Origin of the sequence: Sphaerisporangium rhizosphaerae, assembly GCF_042665155.1 — a bacterium.
Classification (GTDB): Bacteria; Actinomycetota; Actinomycetes; order Streptosporangiales; family Streptosporangiaceae; genus Sphaerisporangium; species Sphaerisporangium rhizosphaerae.
This window is the reverse complement of record NZ_JBHTCG010000030.1, coordinates 1-20,938: the sequence shown is the minus strand read 5'-3', so window position 1 is coordinate 20,938 and position 20,938 is coordinate 1. Positions and strand designations below refer to the sequence as shown.

Genomic DNA, 20,938 nt, shown 5'->3' with positions numbered 1-20,938 from the left:
CGATGGCCGCGGGATTCGGCGATTTCGTGGCCGACACCGCCGCGAGCGGCGAGCTGGTGGTGCAGCCCCGGATGGGGTTCGGCGACGTGGCGACCATGCGCGCCGGGCTGTTCGCCACGAAACGCGCCCGGGCGGCCACCGCCGGGACGATCACCGTGGACAGCTACACCCGGGTGGGCGACCTGCACTCGGCGGCCGCGGCGCTGGTCTCCGGCGCCGCGCTCAACGGGTACCCCTTGGTCAGCCATGGCCTCGCGACCAACCAGGAGTTGCTGCGCGGGGTGCGGGACGCCACCTTCCCGGTGCAGGTGCGGCACGGTTCGGCCAACCCCGGGAGGATCTTCGAGGCGTTGCTGGACGTCGGCCTGGACGCCACCGAGGGCGGCCCGGTCTCCTACTGCCTGCCCTACAGCCGGATCCCGCTGAACCAGGCGGTCGACCACTGGGCCCGCGGCTGCGAGCTGCTGGCCACCCGTGGGCGGGCGGCGGGGCGGGAACCGCACCTGGAGACCTTCGGCGGCTGCCTGCTGGGCCAGCTCTGCCCGCCCGGCCAGCTCGTCGCGATCAGCGTCCTGGAGGGGCTGTTCTTCCAGGCCCACGGTCTGCGGGACATCTCGCTGAGCTACGCCCAGCAGACCAGCCTGGAGCAGGACATCGAGGCGGTGCTCGCGTTGCGCGCGCTGGCGGAGGAGTTCCTCGCCGGCGTGCGCCGGCACGTGGTCGTCTACGCGTACATGGGGGTCTACCCCGAGACTCCGCGTGGCGCCGCGTCGCTGCTGACCGCCGCCGCCGAGCTGGCCGTGCGCACCGGAGCGGAGCGGCTCATCGTCAAGACCGAGGCGGAGTCCCAGCGCATCCCCACGATCGAGGAGAACGTGGCCGCGCTGGAGCTGGCCGGCACGGTGGCGCGCGCGGCGCGGCCCGCCGTGCCGCCGCCGAGCCGTACCGACTCGCAGGTGTACGCCGAGGCGCGGCGGCTGGTCGAGGCCACGCTGGAGCTGCACCCGGACGTGGGCCGGGCGCTGTTGCGCGCGTTCAAGCTGGGTTACCTGGACATCCCCTACTGCGTGCACCCGGACAACCGGGGCGCGGCGCGCAGCCACATCGACGGCGACGGGGCGCTGCGCTGGGCGGACGTCGGCGCGCTGCCGCTGGATGGGCTGGTGGCGCGGCGCCGCTCCCGCCCGGTGGGCTCGGCCGAACTGCTGGACGCGCTCCACTACGTCCAGCGCAGGCACGACGGCCATGAGTGAGCGCCGGCGCATTGGAGCACACGATCGCCGGGATGGGCGCGGATGGTGGGGCCGGTCGGACCACGATGAGGGGTACTAGGGGTGGGTCTGTCCGGGCGGCCGCGGTTAGCGTGCCCTGGTGGATAACGCATTGAGCCACGAGATCGCGATGGTTTTTCCAGGGATGGGGCCGACCGGATGCGCCGACATCGAGCGGCTCGCCACCGAGGTGCCGCTGGCGTGGCGGCTGTTCGCCGAGGCCGACGAGGCGCTCGGCTACCCGGTGCTGGACCGGTTCCGCCGCGCGGACGGCGACTACTCCGAGTACGCCCAGGTGGCCTTCCTGGTCACCTGCCTGGCTCTGGCCGAATGGGCCGAGCGTGAGGCGCTGCCCGCCCGCCCGGGGCTGTGCACCGGGCCGAGCTTCGGGGGCAAGGTGGCCGCCGCCTACGTGGGCTCGCTGGGCTTCGCCGACGCGGTGTGGGTGACCGCCCGGCTGGCCCGGTGCGTGGCGGACTACTTCAGCCGGGAACACCGGAGCCTGGTCACCCACTCGTTCGTCCGGGTGGATCCGGCGGTGGCAGAGGAGCTGCTGGGCGAGCTGACCGCGCGGGGCCGCGTCGCGGACGTGGCCTGCCGCGTGGACAGGGACTTCTTCATGGTCACGCTCTCGGCGGACGATCTGCCGAAGCTGGAGAAGGCGATCCGCGCCGCGGGCGGGCTGTCGCTGTACACGATGCGGCCGCCGATGCACTCCCCGTCCTTCGCCCGGCTGCGGGAACGCGCGGAGAAGGAGGTTCTGGACGAGCTGGAGTTCGCCGAGCCGCGGGTGCCGGTGGTCTCCGACCACGACGGGTCGCTGCTGACCACCGGGCAGCAGGTGCGGAACCTGCTCCTGGACGGCTTCGTCCGGCAGATGCACTGGCCGGGGACGGTCGAGGCGTTGCGCGCCCAGGGAGTGCGCACGGTCTGCGTGGCCGGGCCGGACGCCCTGTTCGGCCGGGTGCCGGCCACCACACGGAACTTCGAGGTGGTGCCGGTCGGCCCGAAGCGGCCGCTCCTCGCCGCAGGGGCTCGCGATGCCGAGCCCCGCTCGTCGCGCGGCGGAGAAGCCGGTGCGGAGCGTGGCTCGGCGGCGGGGTGACCCGGCGGACTCAGAGGGTCGGACGGGCCGCGCTGAGCGCCGCCCACAAGGCCCCCGGAGTGGTGAAGGTGTCCAGGACGAGCGCCTCCTCGTCGAACTGTACGGAGTAGTCGGCTTCCAGTGCGCTCAACAGTTCCACCGCGCCCATGGAATCCAGACCGAATTCCCGGAGGTCGGTGTCCGCGGTGAGCACATCGCCGGAAGACAGCAAGGGAAGGCGGGGCCGCAGCAGCGCCTCAAACTGTTTGTCCCACATGCCTTTGATTATGCCTATAACTCGCGCTGGGGGAAAGAAATGGGCGGAGATATTCACCGGAACCTCCACGGGCGATTTCTGGGCGGACTGGCCGCCGCGCCGCGCGGTGCGGCGCTTCGCCTCGGCGACCGCACGGTCACCTTCGAGGAGTTGCACGAGCTCGCCCTCACCTGGGCCGGGTCACTGCTCCACAGCGGCGTCACGGGCCCGATAGGGGTACTCGCGGAGAAGGGGACCACGGCCTACGCCGGGGTGCTCGCGGCGCTGTACGCCGGGGCGACGGTGGTGCCGCTGCACGTCGGCTTCCCGCCCGACCGGACGGCGCGGATGGCCGAGGCGGCCGGCGTCACCGCCGTGATCGCCGACGCGCGCGGCGCCGCCCTGCTGCCCGAGCTGCGGGAACGCGGTTACCGAGGGGCCGCGTTGCTGCCCCAGGGGGGCGGCGAAGGGGGGATTCCCGTGGCGGCCGCGCACGCGCCGGCCGAACCGCTCGCGGTGCCGCCCGAGGCCCGCGCCTACATCCTGTTCACCTCCGGCTCGACCGGGCGGCCCAAGGGCGTGGTGCTCACCCACGGCAACCTGCACCACTACTTCGGCGTGCTGGACGGACGCTACGACTTCGGCCCCGGCGACGCCTTCTCGCAGACCTTCGACCTGACCTTCGACTGCGCCATCTTCGACCTGTTCTGCGCCTGGGGCGCGGGGGCCGCGGCGGTGCCGGTGCCCCCGCGCGGCCACGCCGACCTGCCCGCCTTCCTGGAGCGTCACCGGGTGACGGTGTGGTTCTCCACGCCCAGCGGCATCAGCCTGGCCCGCCGGCTCGGCGCCCTGCGGCCGGACACGCTGCCGGGCCTGCGGTGGAGCTTCTTCGCCGGAGAGGCGCTGCGCTGCCAGGACGTCGAGGACTGGACCCGCGCGGCGCCGTTCTCCACGGTGGAGAACCTGTACGGGCCGACCGAGCTGACCGTGACCATCACGGGTCACCGCTGGTCGCCGGAACGATCCGCGAAGGTCGCGGCCAACGGCGTCGTGCCGATCGGCGCCGTGCACCCCGGACACCGCATCCTGCTCGCCACCGAGGACGGCCGGCCGACCGAGGAGGCGGAGGGGGAGCTGTGCGTCACCGGGCCGCAGCTCACCCCCGGGTACCTGGATCCGCAGGACGGCGCGGGCCGCTTCCTGGAGCACGAGGGGCACACCTGGTACCGCACCGGCGACCGGGTGCGGCGGCTCCCCGGGGACGAGCTGTGCTACCTGGGCCGGCGGGACGCCCAGGTGCAGGTGCAGGGCTGGCGGGTGGAGCCGGCGGAGATCGAGCACGCGCTGCTGGCCGCCGGAGACGGGGTGGCCGAGGCGGCCGCGGTAGGGGTCGACGGCGCGGCCGGCGTGGAGCTGGTGGTGTTCTACACCGGCGAGGCGCGTCCGCCGGTCGAGCTGGCCAACCGGCTGCGCCGCACGCTGCCGCACGGCATGGTGCCCAAGCGATATCACCACCTCGACGAACTTCCCCTCAACGCCAACCGCAAGGTGGACAGAAAGGCGCTCACCGCGCGCGCCGGCGAACTGATACGGGCCGACAACAATTGGTCTTAGGGGGTGCTAGGGGTTAGTCGGACTCCGAACGTTTCGTAGTTTGGTGGCGGCGCCGAATGGGTGGAACCATCAAGCCCGGCGAGCGAACGCTTCTACTATTCCTGAACCATCAAGCCTGGCGAGCTCAACGCTCCTATTAATCCTAGGTTGGTAATGGACAACGAAGAGAAGCTTGTCAATTACCTGAAAAGAGCGACGGCGGATCTGCGGGAGTCCCGGCGGCGGTTGCGCGTCGCCGAGGATCGGCTGCGCGATCTGGGCGTCGGCCCGGACGGCGGGGCGCCGATCGCGATCGTCGGCATGGCCTGCCGGTACCCCGGAGGGGTGACCGCGCCCGAGGACCTGTGGCGGTTGGTCACCGACGAGGTGGACGCGGTCACGCCCATGCCCGCCGACCGCGGCTGGGACATCGACGCGATCTACGACCCGGAGCGCGGCAAACCAGGCAAGACCTATGCCCGCGAGGGCGGCTTCCTGCGCGATGTGGCCGACTTCGAGCCGGAGTTCTTCGGCATCGGCCCCAACGAGGCCACCGCCATGGACCCGCAGCAGCGGCTGCTGCTGGAGACCACCTGGGAGGCGGTGGAGCGCGCGGGGATCGACCCGACGGCGCTGCGCGGCAGCCGTACCGGGGTGTTCGTCGGAGTGATGTACGGCGACTACGGCTCGCGGAGCGACCGGATCCCCCGCGGCGTGCAGGGATTCATCGCGCACGGCAGCCACCGCAGCGTGGCGTCCGGGCGCATCTCCTACCTGTACGGCTTCGAGGGGCCCGCGGTCACCGTGGACACCGCGTGTTCGTCGTCGCTGGTGGCGCTGCACCTGGCGGCGCAGGCGCTGCGCGGCGGCGAGTGCGAGCTGGCGCTGGCCGGCGGCGCCACCGTGCTGTCCACCACGGAGCTGTTCGTCGACTCCGGCCGGCAGGGCGTGCTCTCCCCGGACGGCCGCTGCAAGTCGTTCGCCGCGGCCGCGGACGGGGTCGGCTGGGGAGAAGGGGTCGGCCTGCTGCTGCTTGAACGGCTCTCCGACGCCCAGCGGCACGGGCACCCCGTGCTGGCCGTCATCCGCGGCTCCGCCGTGAACCAGGACGGCGCCAGCAGCGGCCTGACCGCGCCGAACGGTCCGTCCCAGGAGCGGGTGATCGCCGCCGCGCTGGCCGCGGCGGGGCTGTCGCGGTCGGACGTCGACGTCGTGGAGGGGCACGGATCCGGGACCGGGCTGGGCGACCCGATCGAGGCGCAGGCGCTGTTGGCCTCCTATGGCCAGGACCGCCGATCACCGCTGTGGCTGGGGTCGGTGAAGTCGAACATCGGCCACGCCCAGGCGGCGTCCGGCGCCGCCGGGGTCATCAAGATGGTGCTGGCGATGCGGCACGGCACGCTCCCGAAGACGCTGCACGTGGATGCGCCGAGCGGGGAGGTGGACTGGTCCGCCGGCGCCGTGGAACTGCTGACCGAGTCCCGGCCATGGACGCGGGACGGCCACCCGCGCCGCGCCGGTGTCTCCGCGTTCGGGGTCAGCGGCACCAACGCCCACGTCATCCTGGAGGAGGCGCCGGACGAGGCCGTCCCGGCGGAGTCCTCATCCCCTGACCGCACGGCCGCGCCTCCCGCGCAGTCCCCGGTGATGCCGGTGGTGGTGTCGGCCAAGTCCGAGGCGGCGTTGCGCGCGCAGGCCGATCGGCTGGCCGGTTTCCTCGCCGAGGGCGCCGACGCCGAGATGGCGGACGTGGCGTCTGCGTTGACCCGGCGGGCGGCGCTGGCGCATCGGGCCGCGCTGGTGGCCGGTGACCGGGACGGCCTGCTCGCCGGGCTGCGCGGCCTGGCCGCGGGCGAGCCGCCGCCGGATGTGGCCGTCGAGGCGGCCCGTACCGGGCGGCTGGGCCTGGTGTTCTCCGGACAGGGCGCGCAACGGCTCGGCATGGGCCGCGGCTTGTACGCGCGTTTCGGGGTCTTCGCCCGGGCCTTCGACGAGGCGGCCGACCTCCTGACGGCCGAGCTGGCCGGCGTGTCCGGCGGGTCGCCCGGACTCGGCCTGCGCGAGGTCCTGGCGCCCACATCCCAGGCCGACGAGACGGCCGCCGCCCTGAACCAGACGGTGTTCGCCCAGGCCGGGTTGTTCGCGGTGGAGACGGCGTTGTTCCGGCTGCTGGAGTCGTTCGGTGTTCGGCCCGATTTTGTGGCGGGGCATTCGCTGGGGGAGATCTCTGCGGCGCATGTGGCCGGTGTTCTGGATTTGGCGGATGCGTGCCGGTTGGTGGCTGCTCGTGGCCGGTTGATGCAGGGGTTGCCGTCCGGTGGTGCGATGGCGGCGATCGGCTGCGGTGAGGATGTCCTTGCCCCGGTCCTGGACGATTACGGCCAGGTGGCCGTGGCCGCGGTCAACGGGCCGGGTTCGGTGGTGGTCTCCGGCGCTGCCGATCAGGTGGATCAGGTGGTGGAGTGGGCGCGTAAGAACGGGCACCGGACTCGGCCGTTGCGGGTGTCGCATGCGTTTCATTCGCCGTTGATGGAGCCGATGCTGGCCGAGTTCGAGCGGGTGGTGGCCGGGTTGACGCTGCGTCGCCCGGAGTTGCCGCTGGTGTCCAACCTGTCGGGTGACCTGGCCGGCGAGGAGGTCACCGAGCCCGGGTACTGGGTCGAGCACGTCCGCCGGCCGGTCCGCTTCGCCGACGGCGTGCAGGCCATGCGGCGACGCGGGGTCACCCGCTTCCTGGAGGTCGGCCCGGACGCACAGCTCGCCCCCATGGTCGAGGAGATCCTCGCCGACGGCGGCCACACGAGCCCGGCGGTGCCGCTGCTGCGCCGCGACCGCGACGAGGTGGCGCACTTCGGCGCCGCACTCGGCGCGGCCTGGGCCGGCGGCGTGACCGTGGACTGGGCCGCCTGGTTCGCCGACCGCGAGACCCCGCCCCGTCCCGTCGGCCTGCCCACCTACCCGTTCCAGCGGCGCCGGTTCTGGCTGGAGGCGCACCGGGCGGGGGACGTGTCGGCGGCCGGTCAGGCGCCTGTCGAGCACCCGCTGCTCGCCGCCGCGGTGACCCACCCGGACGGCGCCGTCACCCTCACCGGGCAGCTGTCCCCGCGTACCCAGCCCTGGCTGGCCGACCACACGATGAACGGCACCGTGATCTTTCCCGGGACCGGCTTCGTGGAGCTGGCGATCCGCGCCGGCGACGAGGTGGACTGCGGTCGGCTGGACGAGCTCGTCCTTACGACCCCGCTGGTCATCCCCGCCGCGGGGACCGGGGAAGGCGACGCGGGCGGCATGGCCGTCCAGGTCGCCGTGGGGGCGCCGGACGACCGGGGCCGCCGCGCCGTGGAGATCCACTCGACGGCCGGGGAAGGCTGGATCCGGCACGCCCAGGGCACTCTGGCGCCCGCCACGGCCGACGGCGCCGGCCTCACCGCGTGGCCGCCCCCGGACGCGAAACCCGTGGACGTCGACGGGTTCGACGACCGGCTGGCCGAGCGCGGCTACGAGTACGGCCCGGCGTTCCGCGCGCTGCGCGCCGCCTGGCGACGCGGCGAGGAGTTCTACGCCGAGGTCGCGCTGCCGGAGGGCGTGGATTCCACCGGATACGGCGCGCACCCCGCGCTGCTGGACGCCGCGCTGCGGGTGGGCCTGCTGCCCGAAGTGGACGCGGAGACGACCGGGGACCGACCGGCCGACGAGGCCGGGCACGAGCACGGGCGGCCGGTGGTTCCGTTCGCCTGGCGCGGGGTCGAGCTGCACGCCACCGGCGCCGCCGCGGCACGGGTACGGTTGCGCCCCGACGACACCGCCGGAGCGGGAGCCGTACGGCTGGACCTGGCCGACGCGACGGGCCGGCCTCTGGCCACGGTGACATCGCTCGAGTCCCGCCCGCTCGCCGCCGACCTCCCGGGCGGCGGGGCGGCGACGCGCCCGCTCTACGCGGTGGAGTGGCGGCCGCTGGCCGCGCAGGACGACGCCGCGCCGGACGACGGCGCGGCGGACGACGGCGCGGCGCAGGGGCCGGCCGCGCGGGACGCCATCGTGGCGGCCGAGGTGCACGTGGCCGCCTGGGATGACAGCGCCACCCTGGACGACACCGCGGCCGGGGATGACTCCGCGGCCGCATCCCCGCCGGAGCGGGTACGGCACGGCGTGGTGGCCACGTTGGAGCGCGTGCGGCGCTGGCTGGCCGCCGAGCCCTCCGCCGAGGACACCCTTGTGATCGCTACCCGAGGCGCGGTCGCGATCGGCGGCGCGGCGCCGGACGTGGCGCAGGCGGCGGTCTGGGGGCTGGCCCGGGCCGCCAGGGAGGAGAGCCAGGGACGGATCATCCTGGTCGATTTGGACCCCGAGCTGGACCCGGACCGCGCTGTGATCGACGAGGCCGCCGCGGCCGCGTTGCGCGCCGGAGAGCCCGAGGCCGCCGTTCGCGCCGGCCGGCTCTGGGTGCCCCGGCTGACCCGCCTCGACGCCGGGAACCCCGCCGGCGGAGCGGCGCCGGACGCCGGTCGTCCCGGCGCACGAACCGAGGATCACGCCGGTGTGGCATGGCCGGCCGAGGGCACCACGCTGATCACCGGAGGGACCGGCGGCCTGGGCGCCCTGCTGGCCCGGCACCTGGTCACCGAGCACGGGGTGCGGCACCTGCTGCTGACCGGTCGCCGCGGCCTCGACGCGCCTGGCGCGGCCGAGCTGCGCGAGGAGCTGACCGGGCTGGGCGCCGAGGTGACGGTGGCCGCCTGCGACGTGGCCGACCGCGCCGCGCTCGCCGCCCTGCTGGACGAGGTCCCGCTCCAGCGTCCCCTCGCCGCCGTGGTGCACGCGGCCGGAGTGCTGGCCGACGGCACCATCCCGGCGCTCGACGAGGAGCGGGTGACGGCGGTGCTGCGGCCCAAGGTGGACGGCGCGTGGCACCTGCACGAGCTGACCCGCGACCGCGACCTGCGGGCGTTCGTGCTGTTCTCTTCGACGACCGGGCTGATGGACGCCGCCGGACAGGGCAACTACGCGGCGGCCAACGCCGCGCTGGACGCGCTCGCCGTACGGCGGGCCGTCGCCGGGCTCCCGGCGATGTCGGTGGCCTGGGGGGCGTGGGAGACCGAACGCGGCATGGCCGGCCGGCTGGACGGCCGTCAGACCGCCCGTCTGGCCGCCTCCGGAATGCGACCGCTCACCGCCGCGGAGGGGCTGGACCTGTTCGACGCGGCGCTGGCCGCGGGGCACTCCGCGCCAGTGGCCTGCCGGCTGGATCTCGCCGCGCTGCGCGGCCGGGACACCGAGCCGCCCGCGGTGCTGCGCGCGCTGGCCGGCCGCCGGTCGGCCCGTGCCGCCGCGGCCGGCCCGGGCTCGCTCACCGACCGGCTGGACCGACTGGCCCCGGCGGAGCGGCGGGAGCTGCTGCTGGGCGTGGTCCGCGCGGAGGCCGCCGGCGTGCTGGGGTACGGCGCGGCCGACTCGGTGCCGGTGGACCGGGCCTTCCAGGAGCTGGGCTTCGACTCGCTGTCCGGAGTGGAACTGCGGAACCGGCTGGGCCGGCGGGTCGGCGTGGCGCTTCCGGCGACGCTGGTCTTCGACCACCCGACGGTGACCGCGCTGGCGGCCTTCCTGGCGGACCGGTCCGGAGCGAAGCCCGAGCCGGCGCCCGCGGCCCGGACGGCGCCCGCCACCGAGGCCGAGCCCATCGCGATCGTGGGCCTCGCCTGCCGGTACCCGGGCGGCGTGGACTCCCCGGAGGACCTCTGGCGGCTGGTGACCGAGGGCGGGGACGCGGTGGGCGAGTTCCCCGCCGACCGCGGCTGGGACCTCGGGTCGCTGTTCCACCCGGAGCCCGGGCACGAGGGGACCTCGTACGCGAGGCAGGCCGCCTTCCTCTACGGCGCCGCCGACTTCGACCCGGACTTCTTCGGGATCAGTCCGCGTGAGGCGGCGGAGATGGATCCGCAGGAGCGGCAGTTCCTGGAGGTGTCCTGGGACGCGCTGGAGCGGGCCGGGATCGACCCGACGTCGCTGCGGGAGACCAGCGCCGGGGTGTTCGCCGGGGTGATGTACCACGACTACGTGCCCGCCGGCGCCGGTGGCGCCACGGTCTCCGGGCGCGTCTCCTACACCCTTGGTCTGCGCGGCCCCGCGCTCTCCGTGGACACCGCCTGTTCGTCGTCGTTGGTGGCGTTGCATTTGGCGGCGCAGGCGCTGCGGAGCGGGGAGTGTGATCTGGCGCTGGCCGGAGGCGTGACGGTGATGGCCACCCCGGGGGCGTTCGTGGAGTTTTCGCGGCAGCGGGGTCTGGCCGCCGACGGCCGGTGCAAAGCGTTCGCCGAGGCGGCTGATGGGGTCGGTTGGGGCGAGGGTGTCGGGGTGCTGGTGGTGGAGCGGTTGTCGGACGCCCATCGTCGTGGGCACCAGGTGCTGGCGGTGCTGCGCGGCTCGGCGGTGAACCAGGACGGTGCGTCCAATGGGTTGACGGCGCCGAATGGTCCTTCGCAGGAGCGGGTGATCGCTCAGGCGCTGGCGTCGGCGGGTATCGGTGCGGCGCAGGTGGACGTGGTGGAAGGACATGGCACCGGTACGGCGTTGGGTGATCCGATCGAAGCCCAGGCGTTGCTGGCGGCTTATGGTCAGGGTCGGCGGTCGCCGTTGTGGCTGGGGTCGGTGAAGTCCAATCTCGGGCATACCCAGGCGGCGGCCGGGGTGGCCGGTGTGATCAAGATGATCCTGGCCATGCGGCACGGACTGTTGCCCAAGACGTTGCACGTGGACGCGCCCTCCTCGAAGGTGGACTGGTCCGGTGGGGCGGTGGAGCTGCTGACCGAACCTCGGCCCTGGCCCAAGGACGCGGATCGGCCGCGCCGGGCGGGGGTGTCCTCGTTCGGCATCTCCGGCACCAACGCGCACGTGATCCTCGAAGAACCGCCCGTCGAGGAGCCGTCGGACGTCCCCGCCGGCACGGTCGTGCCGTCGGCGGAGATCGTGGCCGGTGAGGACACCGCCGCGCTTCCGGTGCTCCCGATGCTGGTGTCGGCCAAGAGCGAGGGAGCACTGCGGGCACAGGCCGGCCGGCTGGCCGGGTTCATGACCGAGCACGACGAGGCCGAGCTGCTGGATGTGGCCGCGGAACTGACCCTGAGGGCCGGCCTGCCGCGGCGCGCGGCCGTATTGGGCGAGACCCGGGATGCCGCGGTGGCCGGCCTGCGCGCGCTGGCCGCCGGCGAACAGGCCGCCGAGCTCGTCCGAGGTCTCGTGCACGACGGCGCCGACCAGCCGGTGTTCGTCTTCCCCGGGCAGGGCGGTCAGTGGCCCGGCATGGCGATCGAGCTGCTGGACTCCTCGCCCGCGTTCGCCGCGGCCCTGGAGCGCTGCGCCGCGGAGATCGAGGCGCTGGTGGACTGGCGGGTGCGCGAGGCGCTGCGCGACGCCCGGATGCTCGACCGGGTCGACGTGGTCCAGCCGGTTCTCTGGGCGGTCATGGTGGCGCTGGCGGAGACCTGGCGCGCGGCCGGGGTCGAGCCGGCCGCGGTGGTCGGCCACTCGCAGGGAGAGATCGCCGCCGCCTGTGTGGCCGGGGCGCTGACACTGGCCGACGGGGCGCGGGTCGTGGTGACCCGCGCTCGCGCGGTCGCCGAGCGCCTGTCCGGCCGAAGCAGCGGCATGATGTCGGTGGCGCTGCCCGCCGAACGGATGACCGAGGTGCTCGCCGGGTACGGCGACGCGGTGTCGGTGGCCGTGGTGAACGGGCCAGGCTCGGTGGTGCTGGCCGGCGACGCCGCGGCGCTGGACGCGCTGGAGGCCCGGCTGCGGGCGGACGGCACCCGCGTCAAGCGGCTGGCCGTGGACTACGCCTCGCACGGCACGCAGGTGGAAGTGCTGCGCGAACCGCTGCTGCGCGAACTCGCTGCGCTGCGCCCGCGGACAGCCCGGGTGCCCTTCTACTCCACCGTGACCGCGGCCGAGGTGGACACCGCCGGGCTCGACGCCGAGTACTGGTACACGAACCTGCGGCGGACCGTGCGGTTCGCGGAGACCACCCGGGCGCTGCTGGCCCGGGGCCGTCGGCTGTTCCTGGAGATGAGCCCCCATCCGATGCTCACTCCGGCGATCGAGGAGACCGCCGCCGCGGACGGCGTGGACGTGGCCGCGCTGGGCACGCTGCGCCGCGACGAGGGCGGCCGGTTCACCACGGCGCTGGCCGAGGCGTGGCTGCGCGGAGTGCCGGTGGACTGGCCGAAGGTCCTGCCGATCGCGCGGCGGCGCGTGGAACTGCCCGCCTACCCCTTCCAGCACGACAGGTACTGGAAGCCCGCCACCCCGGGTGGAACGGCCGGCCTGAGCGCCGCCGGCCTGGACTCCGCCGACCATCCGCTGCTCGCCGCGGTGCTGGACGCGCCGGACGGTGACGGGCTGGTCTTCTTCGGCCGGCTGTCCATCGCGGGTCAGCCGTGGCTCGCCGACCACCGGGTCGCCGGCCGGATCGTGGTGCCCGGCGCCGCGCTGGTGGAGATGGCGTTGCACGCCGCCGACAGGGCCGGCTGCGACATGCTGGAAGAGCTGATCCTGGAACGCCCCCTGGTGCTGCCCGACGACGGCGCGACCCGGGTGCGCGTGGTGGTCGGCGCCGCCGAGGACGGACACCGGCAGATCACCGTGTCCGCCGCGCCGGTGTCGGCGGACACGGCCGGCGCCGCACCGACCCCCGCGTGGACCAGGCACGCCATCGGCACCCTGGCGATGGCCACCGACGCGGAGCCGCCCGCCCCGCAGCCGCCCGGCGCGGCCTGGCCGCCGGCGGACGCGCGGCAGATGGACGTCGGGGAACTGTACGAGACCATGGCCGCCGGCGGGTACGGCTACGGGCCGGCGTTCCGCGGGCTGCGCTGTGCCTGGCGCCGCGGCGACGAGATCTTCGCCGAGGTCGCTCTGGCCGAGCCGGTCGCCGGCGAGGCGGACCGGTTCGGGATCCACCCGGCGTTGCTGGACGCCGCGCTGCACACCGCGGGACTCCTCGACGGCGATGCCTCCGGCGCGCCCCGGCTGCCGTTCACCTGGCGCGGCGTCCGGCTGCGCTCCACGGGCGCCACCGCGGCACGGGTACGGCTGCGCGGCGTCGTCGACCGGCCCGGTGCCGACGGGCTCGACCATGGACGGAACGGATCGGGCCCGGGGACGACGGACCGCTTCACCATCGAGCTGGCCGACCCCGGAGGGATCCCGATGGCCTCGGTGGAGGCCCTGGTGGTGCGCCCGGTGACCGATGGCGAGCTGGCTCACGCGGCGGCGGCGAACGTTCTGCCACCGCGGCTCACCTGGACGCCGCTGCCCCCGGTGTCCCCGCCGACGGTCCCGGCCCCGATGGCCCAGCCGCTCGCCAACGGTGCCGGGTCGGCCAACGGTGCCGGGTCGGCCAACGGCGCCGGGTCGGCCAACGGCGCGGGATCGACTAACGGTGCGGGGTCGGCCAATGGTGCGGGATCTGCCAACGGTGCGGCCACGGCGCACCTCGCCGCCTCGCACGGGCAGGAGTCCGCCGGGGCCGCGATCCCGGGCCTCGAGGTGTTCCACGTGCCCCGCGACGGTGGCGAGGACCCGGCCGCCGCCGCTCACGCGGCCACCGGGGCCACCCTGGCCGCGCTGCGCGGATGGCTGTCCGGCGACCGTCCGGACGGCGCCCGGCTGGCCGTGGTTGTGCGGCGCGCGGCGGCGGTCCTCCCAGGAGAGGACGCCGATCCGGCACACGCGGCGGCCGCCGGCCTGGTGCGTGCCGCGCAGGCGGAACATCCCGACTGGTTCGTCCTGCTCGACACCGATGAGCAGGACCCGCCGTGGGCGGCGGTGCGGGCGGCGATCGAAGCGGGCGAACCGGAGCTGGCCCTGCGCGCCGGCACGGTTCACGCGCCGCGGCTGGCGCGGGACGCCGACGCGCTCGTCCCCCCTGCCGGGCCGTGGCGGCTGGCCACCACCGGCAAGGGCACGCTGTCCAACCTCGCGCTGCTACCGGCGCCTGAGGCGACCCGCCCGCTGGCGCCCACCGAGGTACGGCTGGCGCCCCGCGTCGCGGGGATCAACTTCCACGATCTGGTGGTCGCCCTCGACATGATCACCGAGGAGGACGACGGCCTGATCGGCGAGGCCGCCGGGGTGGTGCTGGAGGTCGGTTCCGCCGTCACCGACCTGCGGCCGGGCGACCGGGTGACCGGCCTGGTCGACGGCGGCGCCGGCACCGTGGCCATCACCGACCGGCGGCTGCTCGTCCCGATCACCGACGACTGGTCGTTCGCCGCGGCCGCGGTGCTGCCGATCGTCAACCTCACCGCCTACTACGGCCTGGTCGACCTGGCCGGCGTGGGCCCGGGGGATCGGGTGCTGGTGCACGCGGGCGCGGGCGGAGTCGGCATCGCCGCGATCCAGCTCGCCCGGCACCTGGGCGCGGAGGTCTACGCGACCGCGTCGCCCGCCAAGTGGCCCGTGCTGCGCGCGCTCGGCCTGGACGAGGCCCACCTCGCCTCCTCCAGAGACCTCGGCTTCCGGGAGAAGTTCCTGGCCGCCACCGGCGGCGCGGGGATGGACGTGGTGCTCAACTCGCTGGCCAGGGAGTTCGTCGACGCCTCGCTGGAGCTGCTGCCCCGCGGCGGCCACTTCCTGGAGATGGGCAAGACCGACATCCGGCGGGCGGAAGAGGTGGCCGACACCCATCCGGGGGTCGTCTACCGCGCCTACGACATGGTGGCCCAGTCGCGCACCGAGCACCCGGCGGGCACCCCGGAGCGTGTCCAGGAGATCCTCGCCGAGGTGCTGCGGCTGTACCGACACGACGTGCTGCGACCGGCCCCCGTCACCATCTGGGACGCCCGGCGCGCCAAGGACGCCTTCCGGCACCTCCAGCAGGCACGCCATGTCGGCAAGCTCGCGCTGACCGTGCCACGGGAGCTCGACCCGGACGGCACCGTCCTGATCACCGGCGGCACCGGCGTCCTCGCCGGGCACGTCGCCCGCCACCTGGTGACCCGGCACGGCGCGCGGCACCTGCTGCTGGTCACCCGCCGCGGCGCCGACGCACCCGGCGCCGCCGAGCTCCGCGACGAGCTGGCCGAGCTGGGCGCCTCGACGCGGGTCGAGTCCTGCGACGTGGCCGACCGGGACGCCCTCGCCGCGCTGCTCGACGGCATCCCGGCGGCGCATCCGCTGACCGGGGTGGTGCACGCGGCCGGCGTCCTCGACGACGCCACGATCGCCTCGCTCACCCCCGACCGGCTCACCGCCGTGCTGCGTCCCAAGGCCGACAGCGCCTGGCACCTCCACGACCTCACCCGAAGGCACGACCTGGCCCTGTTCGTCATGTTCTCCTCGGCCGCCGGGCTGCTCGGCTCGCCGGGGCAGGGCAACTATGCCGCCGGGAACGCCTTCCTGGACGCGCTCGCCCAGCATCGGCGCCATCTCGGCCTGCCCGGGCACTCGCTGGCCTGGGGGCTGTGGGCGGAACGCAGCGCGATGACCGCCCACGTGGGCATCGGTGAGTCGGCGCGGCTGGCCGCGACCGGGCTGCGCGAACTCGACACCGAGACCGGACTGCGCCGCTTCGACGCCGCCATCTCCGGGGACGCCCCGGTGGTGCTCGCCGCGGACCTGGACGCGGACGCGCTGTCCGGCCACCCGGTGCCGCCGATGCTGCGTGGCCTGGTGGCCGCGCCGGCGCGGCGGCGGGCCGCGGCCGACACGCCCGCGACCGAGGAGTCGCTGACCGAGAGGCTGACGGGGCTGCTCCCGGCCGAACAGCGCCGCATCCTCCTCGACCTGGTCCGCTCGCACGTGGCCGCGGTGCTCGGGCACGCCGGCGTCGACGCGATCGCGGCGGAGCGGGCCTTCGCCGAGCTGGGCTTCGACTCGCTGACCGCGGTGGAACTGCGGAACCGGCTGGCCGACGCCGCCGGGGTGCGATTGCCGGCCACGCTGGTCTTCGACCACCCCAACCCGGAGGCACTGGTGCAGTACCTCCTCGAGGAACTCGACCCGGAGCACGCCGACCCGGCGCGCGCCGTACTCGACGAACTCGAACGGCTGGAGGCCACGATGGCCGAGCCGCTCGCCGAGACTCCGCCCGGGCAGGCCGATGTGGAGGCGGTGGCGGCCCGTCTGGAGGCGCTGGCACGCCGCTGGCGGGAGGCGCACCACCGTGCCGACGGCAACGGAGCTTCACGCGACCGGCCGCGGGATCTCGCCGCGGCGACCGACGAGGAACTGTTCGCGGTGCTGGACAGCGAACTGGGCGGCCCGGACGGGACGCCCTGAACGGGGGAGATGACTCATGTCTGGCGACGACCGGCTGCGTGACTACCTGCGCAGGGCCACCGCGGATCTCCAGGAAACCCGGCGGCAGCTCCGCGATGTGACGGAGCGAGCCCGGGAACCGATAGCGATCGTCGGCATGGCCTGCCGTTACCCGGGCGGGGTGACCACCCCGGAGGAGCTGTGGACCCTGGTGGCCGCGGAGCGGGAAGGCATCTCCGGCTTCCCCACCGACCGGGGCTGGGATCTGGACGCGCTCTACGATCCGGAGCTGATCCGCCCCGGAACCAGCTACGTGAACCGCGGCGGGTTCCTGGAAGGCTCCGGCCGGTTCGACGCCGACTTCTTCGGGATGAGCCCGCGCGAGGCGACCGCCACCGACCCGCAGCAACGGCTCATCCTGGAGACCTCCTGGGAGGCACTGGAGCACGCCGGCGTCGACCCGTCCGGCCTGCGGCGCAGCCGCACCGGGGTCTATGTCGGGGTGATGGCCCCGGACTACGCGATCGGCTACGGCCGGGATGTGCCCGAGGCCGAGGGCCTGCTCAGCACCGGATCGCACGGCAGTGTGGTGTCCGGGCGGGTGGCGTACGCGTTCGGCCTGGAGGGGCCGGCGGTGTCGGTGGACACGGCGTGCTCGTCGTCGCTGGTGGCGTTGCACCTGGCGGCGCAGGCGCTGCGTACGGGGGAGTGTGACCTGGCGCTGGTCGGTGGGGTCACGGTGATGGCCACGCCGGAGACGTTCACCGAGTTCGCCCGGCAGCGGGGGCTGGCCCCGGACGCACGGGTGAAGGCGTTCGCCGACGCCGCGGACGGCACCGCCTGGGGCGAGGGCGTCGGCGTGCTGGTGGTGGAGCGGCTGTCGGAGGCGCGTCGTCGTGGGCATCGGGTGCTGGCGGTGTTGCGTGGTTCGGCGGTGAACCAGGACGGCGCCTCCAACGGGTTGACGGCGCCGAATGGTCCCTCCCAGGAGCGGGTGATCCTGCAGGCGCTGGCGGCCGCCGGGTTGATGGCCGCGGATGTGGATGTGGTCGAAGCGCACGGTACGGGGACGGCGCTGGGCGATCCGATCGAGGCGCAGGCGTTGCTGGCCGCCTATGGCCGGGGTCGGCGGTCGCCGTTGTGGCTGGGGTCGGTGAAGTCCAACCTTGGGCATACCCAGGCGGCGGCCGGGGTGGCCGGTGTGATCAAGATGGTCCTGGCGATGCGGCACGGGTTGTTGCCCAGGACGTTGCACGTGGACGCGCCCTCATCGAAGGTGGACTGGTCCGGTGGGGCGGTGGAGCTGCTGACCGAGGCCCGGCGGTGGCCGCGGGTCGAGGGCCGGCCGCGCCGGGCGGGGGTGTCGTCGTTCGGCTTCAGCGGCACCAACGCGCACGTGATCCTGGAAGAGCCGCCCGTCGAGGAGCCGTCGGCCCTCGGCACCGCCGCGCCTGCCGTCGAAGGATCGTTGGCCGGGGAGAGGTCGCCCGTTCCGGCTGGAACGGAAGGCACAGCCGCGCCGGCGCCGTCGGTGCCTGTGGTGCCTGTGGTGGTGTCGGCCAAGAGCGAGGCGGCGCTGCGGGCGCAGGCCGGTCGGCTGGCCGGGTTCATGGCCGAGCACGACGAGGCCGATGTGCTCGATGTGGCCGTCGGGTTGACCCGAAGGGCCGGCCTGGAGCATCGAGTGGTGGTGCCGGTCGCGACGGCGGACCGCGAGGGTCTGCTGGCCCGGCTGCGGGCGCTGGCGGCCGGGGAGTTGGAGCCGTCCTCGGTGGTGGGTCGGGTGCGGTCGGGCCGGGTGGCGGTGGTGTTCTCCGGTCAGGGTGCTCAGCGGCTTGGGATGGGCCGGGAGTTGTATGCGGCCTTCCCGGTGTTCGCCCGCGCTTTCGATGAGGCCTGCGCGCTGCTGGAGGCCGAGCTCACCGCCGCCGACGGTGCCGGCGTGGTGAGCGGCCTGGCCGGTGGCGTGAGCCTGCGGGAGATCATCCTCGGCCAGGGCGGCCACACCGGTCAGACCGGTCAGACCGGTACTGGGTCTGGTTCTGAGCCTGCTGGTGGGGTGCTGGATCAGACGGTGTTCGCTCAGGCCGGGTTGTTCGTGGTGGAGACGGCGTTGTTCCGGCTGTTGGAGTCGTTCGGGGTGCGGCCCGACTATGTGGCCGGGCATTCGCTGGGGGAGATCACCGCGGCGCATGTGGCCGGGGTGTTGGAGTTGGCGGACGCGTGCCGGTTGGTGGCTGCTCGTGGCCGGTTGATGCAGGGGTTGCCGTCCGGTGGTGCGATGGCGGCGATCGGCTGCGGTGAAGAGCAGATCGTCTCGGTCCTGGCCGGCCACGGCCGGGTGGCCGTGGCGGCGATCAACGCACCCGGCTCGGTGGTGGTCTCCGGCGCCGGCGATCAGGTGGAACAGGTCGTGGAATGGGCGCGGAACCAGGGGTATCGCACCCGGCGGTTGCGGGTGTCGCATGCGTTCCATTCGCCGTTGATGGAGCCGATGCTGGAGGAGTTCGCCGCGGTGGCGGCGTCGCTTGTGTTCCATTCGCCGACTGTGGCGCTGGTGTCGGGGGTGAGTGGCCAGCCGGCCGGGTCGCAGATCACCGAGCCCGGCTACTGGGTGGAGCATGTGCACCGCCCGGTGCGGTTCGCCGATGTGGTCACCACGCTGCGCGGGCAGGGGGTCGGCTGCTTCATCGAGGCGGGCCCGGACGCCCAGCTGGCGCCCATGATCGAGCAGACCCTCGCCCACCACGACAACGCCGGTGACCGGCACCTCGACGAATCCGGTGGCGGGGACGGCGACCATGCCGAGGTCCGCGGTGCTGATGGCGGGCGCGGGATCGGCTACGACGGCGGTGAGCCCGCGGTGGTGGCGTTGCTGCGCCGCGACCGGGACGAGACCGCTCAACTGGTCGCCGGACTGGGCCAGGCATGGACCTGTGGCACCGGCGTGGACTGGACCGCCTGGCCGTCCTGGACCACCGGAACCGGAACGACCGGACCGGCCGGGGCCCGTATTGGTGACCTGGATCTGCCCACCTACCCCTTCCAGCGGCGGCATTACTGGCTGTTCCCCCCGGGCCGCCCGCAATCGGGTGGAGCCGCCGTCACCGACCGTCCTTCCGTGTTCGAAGTGGCGTGGCGGCAGTTGGAGCCGGCGTCGGCCCCCCTCGGTGCGGTGGCCACCGGCGACATGCTCGTCATCGATCCCACAGACGTTGCTGACGGAGCCCAGGGCGTTGGTGATGTGGTCGAGCGAGTACGGACCGCTCTGCGTACGGTCCTGGCCGCCTTGCACGGCTGGTTGGCCGAGGCGGACGCGCGGCCGGCAGTGGTGGTGACTCGGGGTGCGGTGGTCGTGGCCGATGGGGAGGTTCCGGATCCGGCGCAGGCTGCGGTGTGGGGGCTGGTGCGGGCCGCTCAGTCGGAGGAGCCGGGCCGGATCACGTTGGTCGATCTGGAGCCGGGTGAGGGTTCGCTGGAAGGCGTGCGGGCCGCTCTCGGTTCTGATGGGGCGTCGGCGAGTGCCGTGCCGGCCGCCGTCGATGGTGGTGAGGACGGCTTCGCGGGTGGTGTGCGTGCTGCACTGGCTTGTGGTGAGCCGGAGGTGGCGGTGCGCGGCGGCGGGTTGTGGGTGCCGCGGTTGTCGCATGTGGACTCTGTCGACCCGGAGGGTGGAGTCTCATCGCCCGGCGAGGTCGGCCGGGTGGATGGTGAGGATGCCGGTGAAAAGCCGGTGGCGGCCTGGCCGGTTGATGGGACGACGTTGGTCACTGGTGGTACCGGTGGGTTGGGTGCGTTGGTGGCGCGGCATTTGGTGGTCGTGCATGGGGTGCGGCATCTGTTGCTGGTCTCGCGGCGGGGTCTGGATGCTCCTGGGGCGGTCGAGTTGCGTGATGAGCTGACCGAGTTGGGTGCCGAGGTCACCGTCGCCGCGTGTGATGTGGCTGATCGGGACGCCATCAGCGCGCTGCTGGGTGGGATAGGTGAGGTGTGGCCGTTGTGTGCGGTGGTGCATGCGGCGGGGGTGGTGGATGACGGGGTGGTGTCGTCGTTGTCTGCTGGTCGGGTGGAGGCGGTGCTGCGGCCGAAGGTGGATGCGGCGTGGTATTTGGATGAGTTGACGCGTGGTGGGGGTCTGGCGCGGTTTGTGGTGTTTTCTTCGCTGGCCGGGGTGGTGGATGGGGCCGGGCAGGGGAATTATGCGGCGGCCAATGCGGCGGTGGATGCGTTGGTTGTGGGTCGGGTGGCGGCTGGTTTGCCGGGGGTGTCGCTGGCGTGGGGGCCGTGGGTGGAGGAACGGGGGATGGCGGGTCGGATCGGTGTGCGTGATGAGGCGCGGATGCGGTCTGCCGGGCTGGTGGGGTTGACCGCGGGTCAGGGGTTGGCTCTGCTGGATGCGGCTGTGGTGGCGGGGCGGCCGTTGGTGGTGCCGGCTCGGTTCGATGCGGCGGCGTTGGGCCGGCGTGGGGCGGGTCTGCCGGC

6 protein-coding genes are annotated in these 20,938 nt (G+C 74.1%); 5 read left to right on the top strand and 1 reads right to left on the bottom strand.

Going from position 1 to position 20,938, the window contains the following annotated elements:
- The first annotated feature begins 2 nt into the window (after nucleotides 1-2).
- Together ACFQSB_RS31415 and ACFQSB_RS31410 are read left to right on the top strand one after the other, a co-directional pair.
- Nucleotides 3-1,253: a methylaspartate mutase gene (locus ACFQSB_RS31415; RefSeq protein WP_380830477.1), complete on the top strand. Its 1,251-nt coding sequence runs from the start codon at nucleotides 3-5 to the stop codon at nucleotides 1,251-1,253.
- A gap of 118 nt (nucleotides 1,254-1,371) precedes the next feature.
- Nucleotides 1,372-2,376: an ACP S-malonyltransferase gene (locus ACFQSB_RS31410; RefSeq protein WP_380830476.1), complete on the top strand. Its 1,005-nt coding sequence runs from the start codon at nucleotides 1,372-1,374 to the stop codon at nucleotides 2,374-2,376.
- A 10-nt stretch (nucleotides 2,377-2,386) separates the two neighbouring features.
- Here the strand turns inward: ACFQSB_RS31410 and ACFQSB_RS31405 are convergent, their stop codons facing one another.
- Nucleotides 2,387-2,788: an acyl carrier protein gene (locus tag ACFQSB_RS31405; protein ID WP_380830475.1), complete on the bottom strand. Its 402-nt coding sequence runs from the start codon at nucleotides 2,786-2,788 to the stop codon at nucleotides 2,387-2,389.
- Here ACFQSB_RS31405 and ACFQSB_RS31400 point away from each other — a divergent pair.
- The 3 genes from ACFQSB_RS31400 to ACFQSB_RS31390 all read left to right on the top strand — a co-directional run.
- On the top strand, nucleotides 2,783-4,225 hold the full coding sequence (locus ACFQSB_RS31400) for an AMP-binding protein (RefSeq protein WP_380830474.1): 1,443 nt from the start codon (nucleotides 2,783-2,785) through the stop codon (nucleotides 4,223-4,225). The genes ACFQSB_RS31405 and ACFQSB_RS31400 overlap by 6 nt on opposite strands.
- Before the next feature lie 153 nt (nucleotides 4,226-4,378).
- Nucleotides 4,379-16,477, top strand: a complete 12,099-nt coding sequence (locus ACFQSB_RS31395; protein WP_380830473.1) for an SDR family NAD(P)-dependent oxidoreductase — start codon at nucleotides 4,379-4,381, stop codon at nucleotides 16,475-16,477.
- Between the two features lie 16 nt (nucleotides 16,478-16,493).
- Nucleotides 16,494-20,938 (top strand): type I polyketide synthase (locus tag ACFQSB_RS31390; protein WP_380830472.1); only part of this gene is annotated, 4,445 nt, incomplete at its 3' end.

What these genes read in the sequence shown, in the direction of transcription:
- ACFQSB_RS31415 (WP_380830477.1), top strand. Translation starts at nt 3, where the DNA reads ATGGCCGCGGGATTCGGCGATTTCGTGGCCGACACCGCCGCGAGCGGC.
- ACFQSB_RS31395 (WP_380830473.1), top strand. Translation starts at nt 4,379, where the DNA reads ATGGACAACGAAGAGAAGCTTGTCAATTACCTGAAAAGAGCGACGGCG.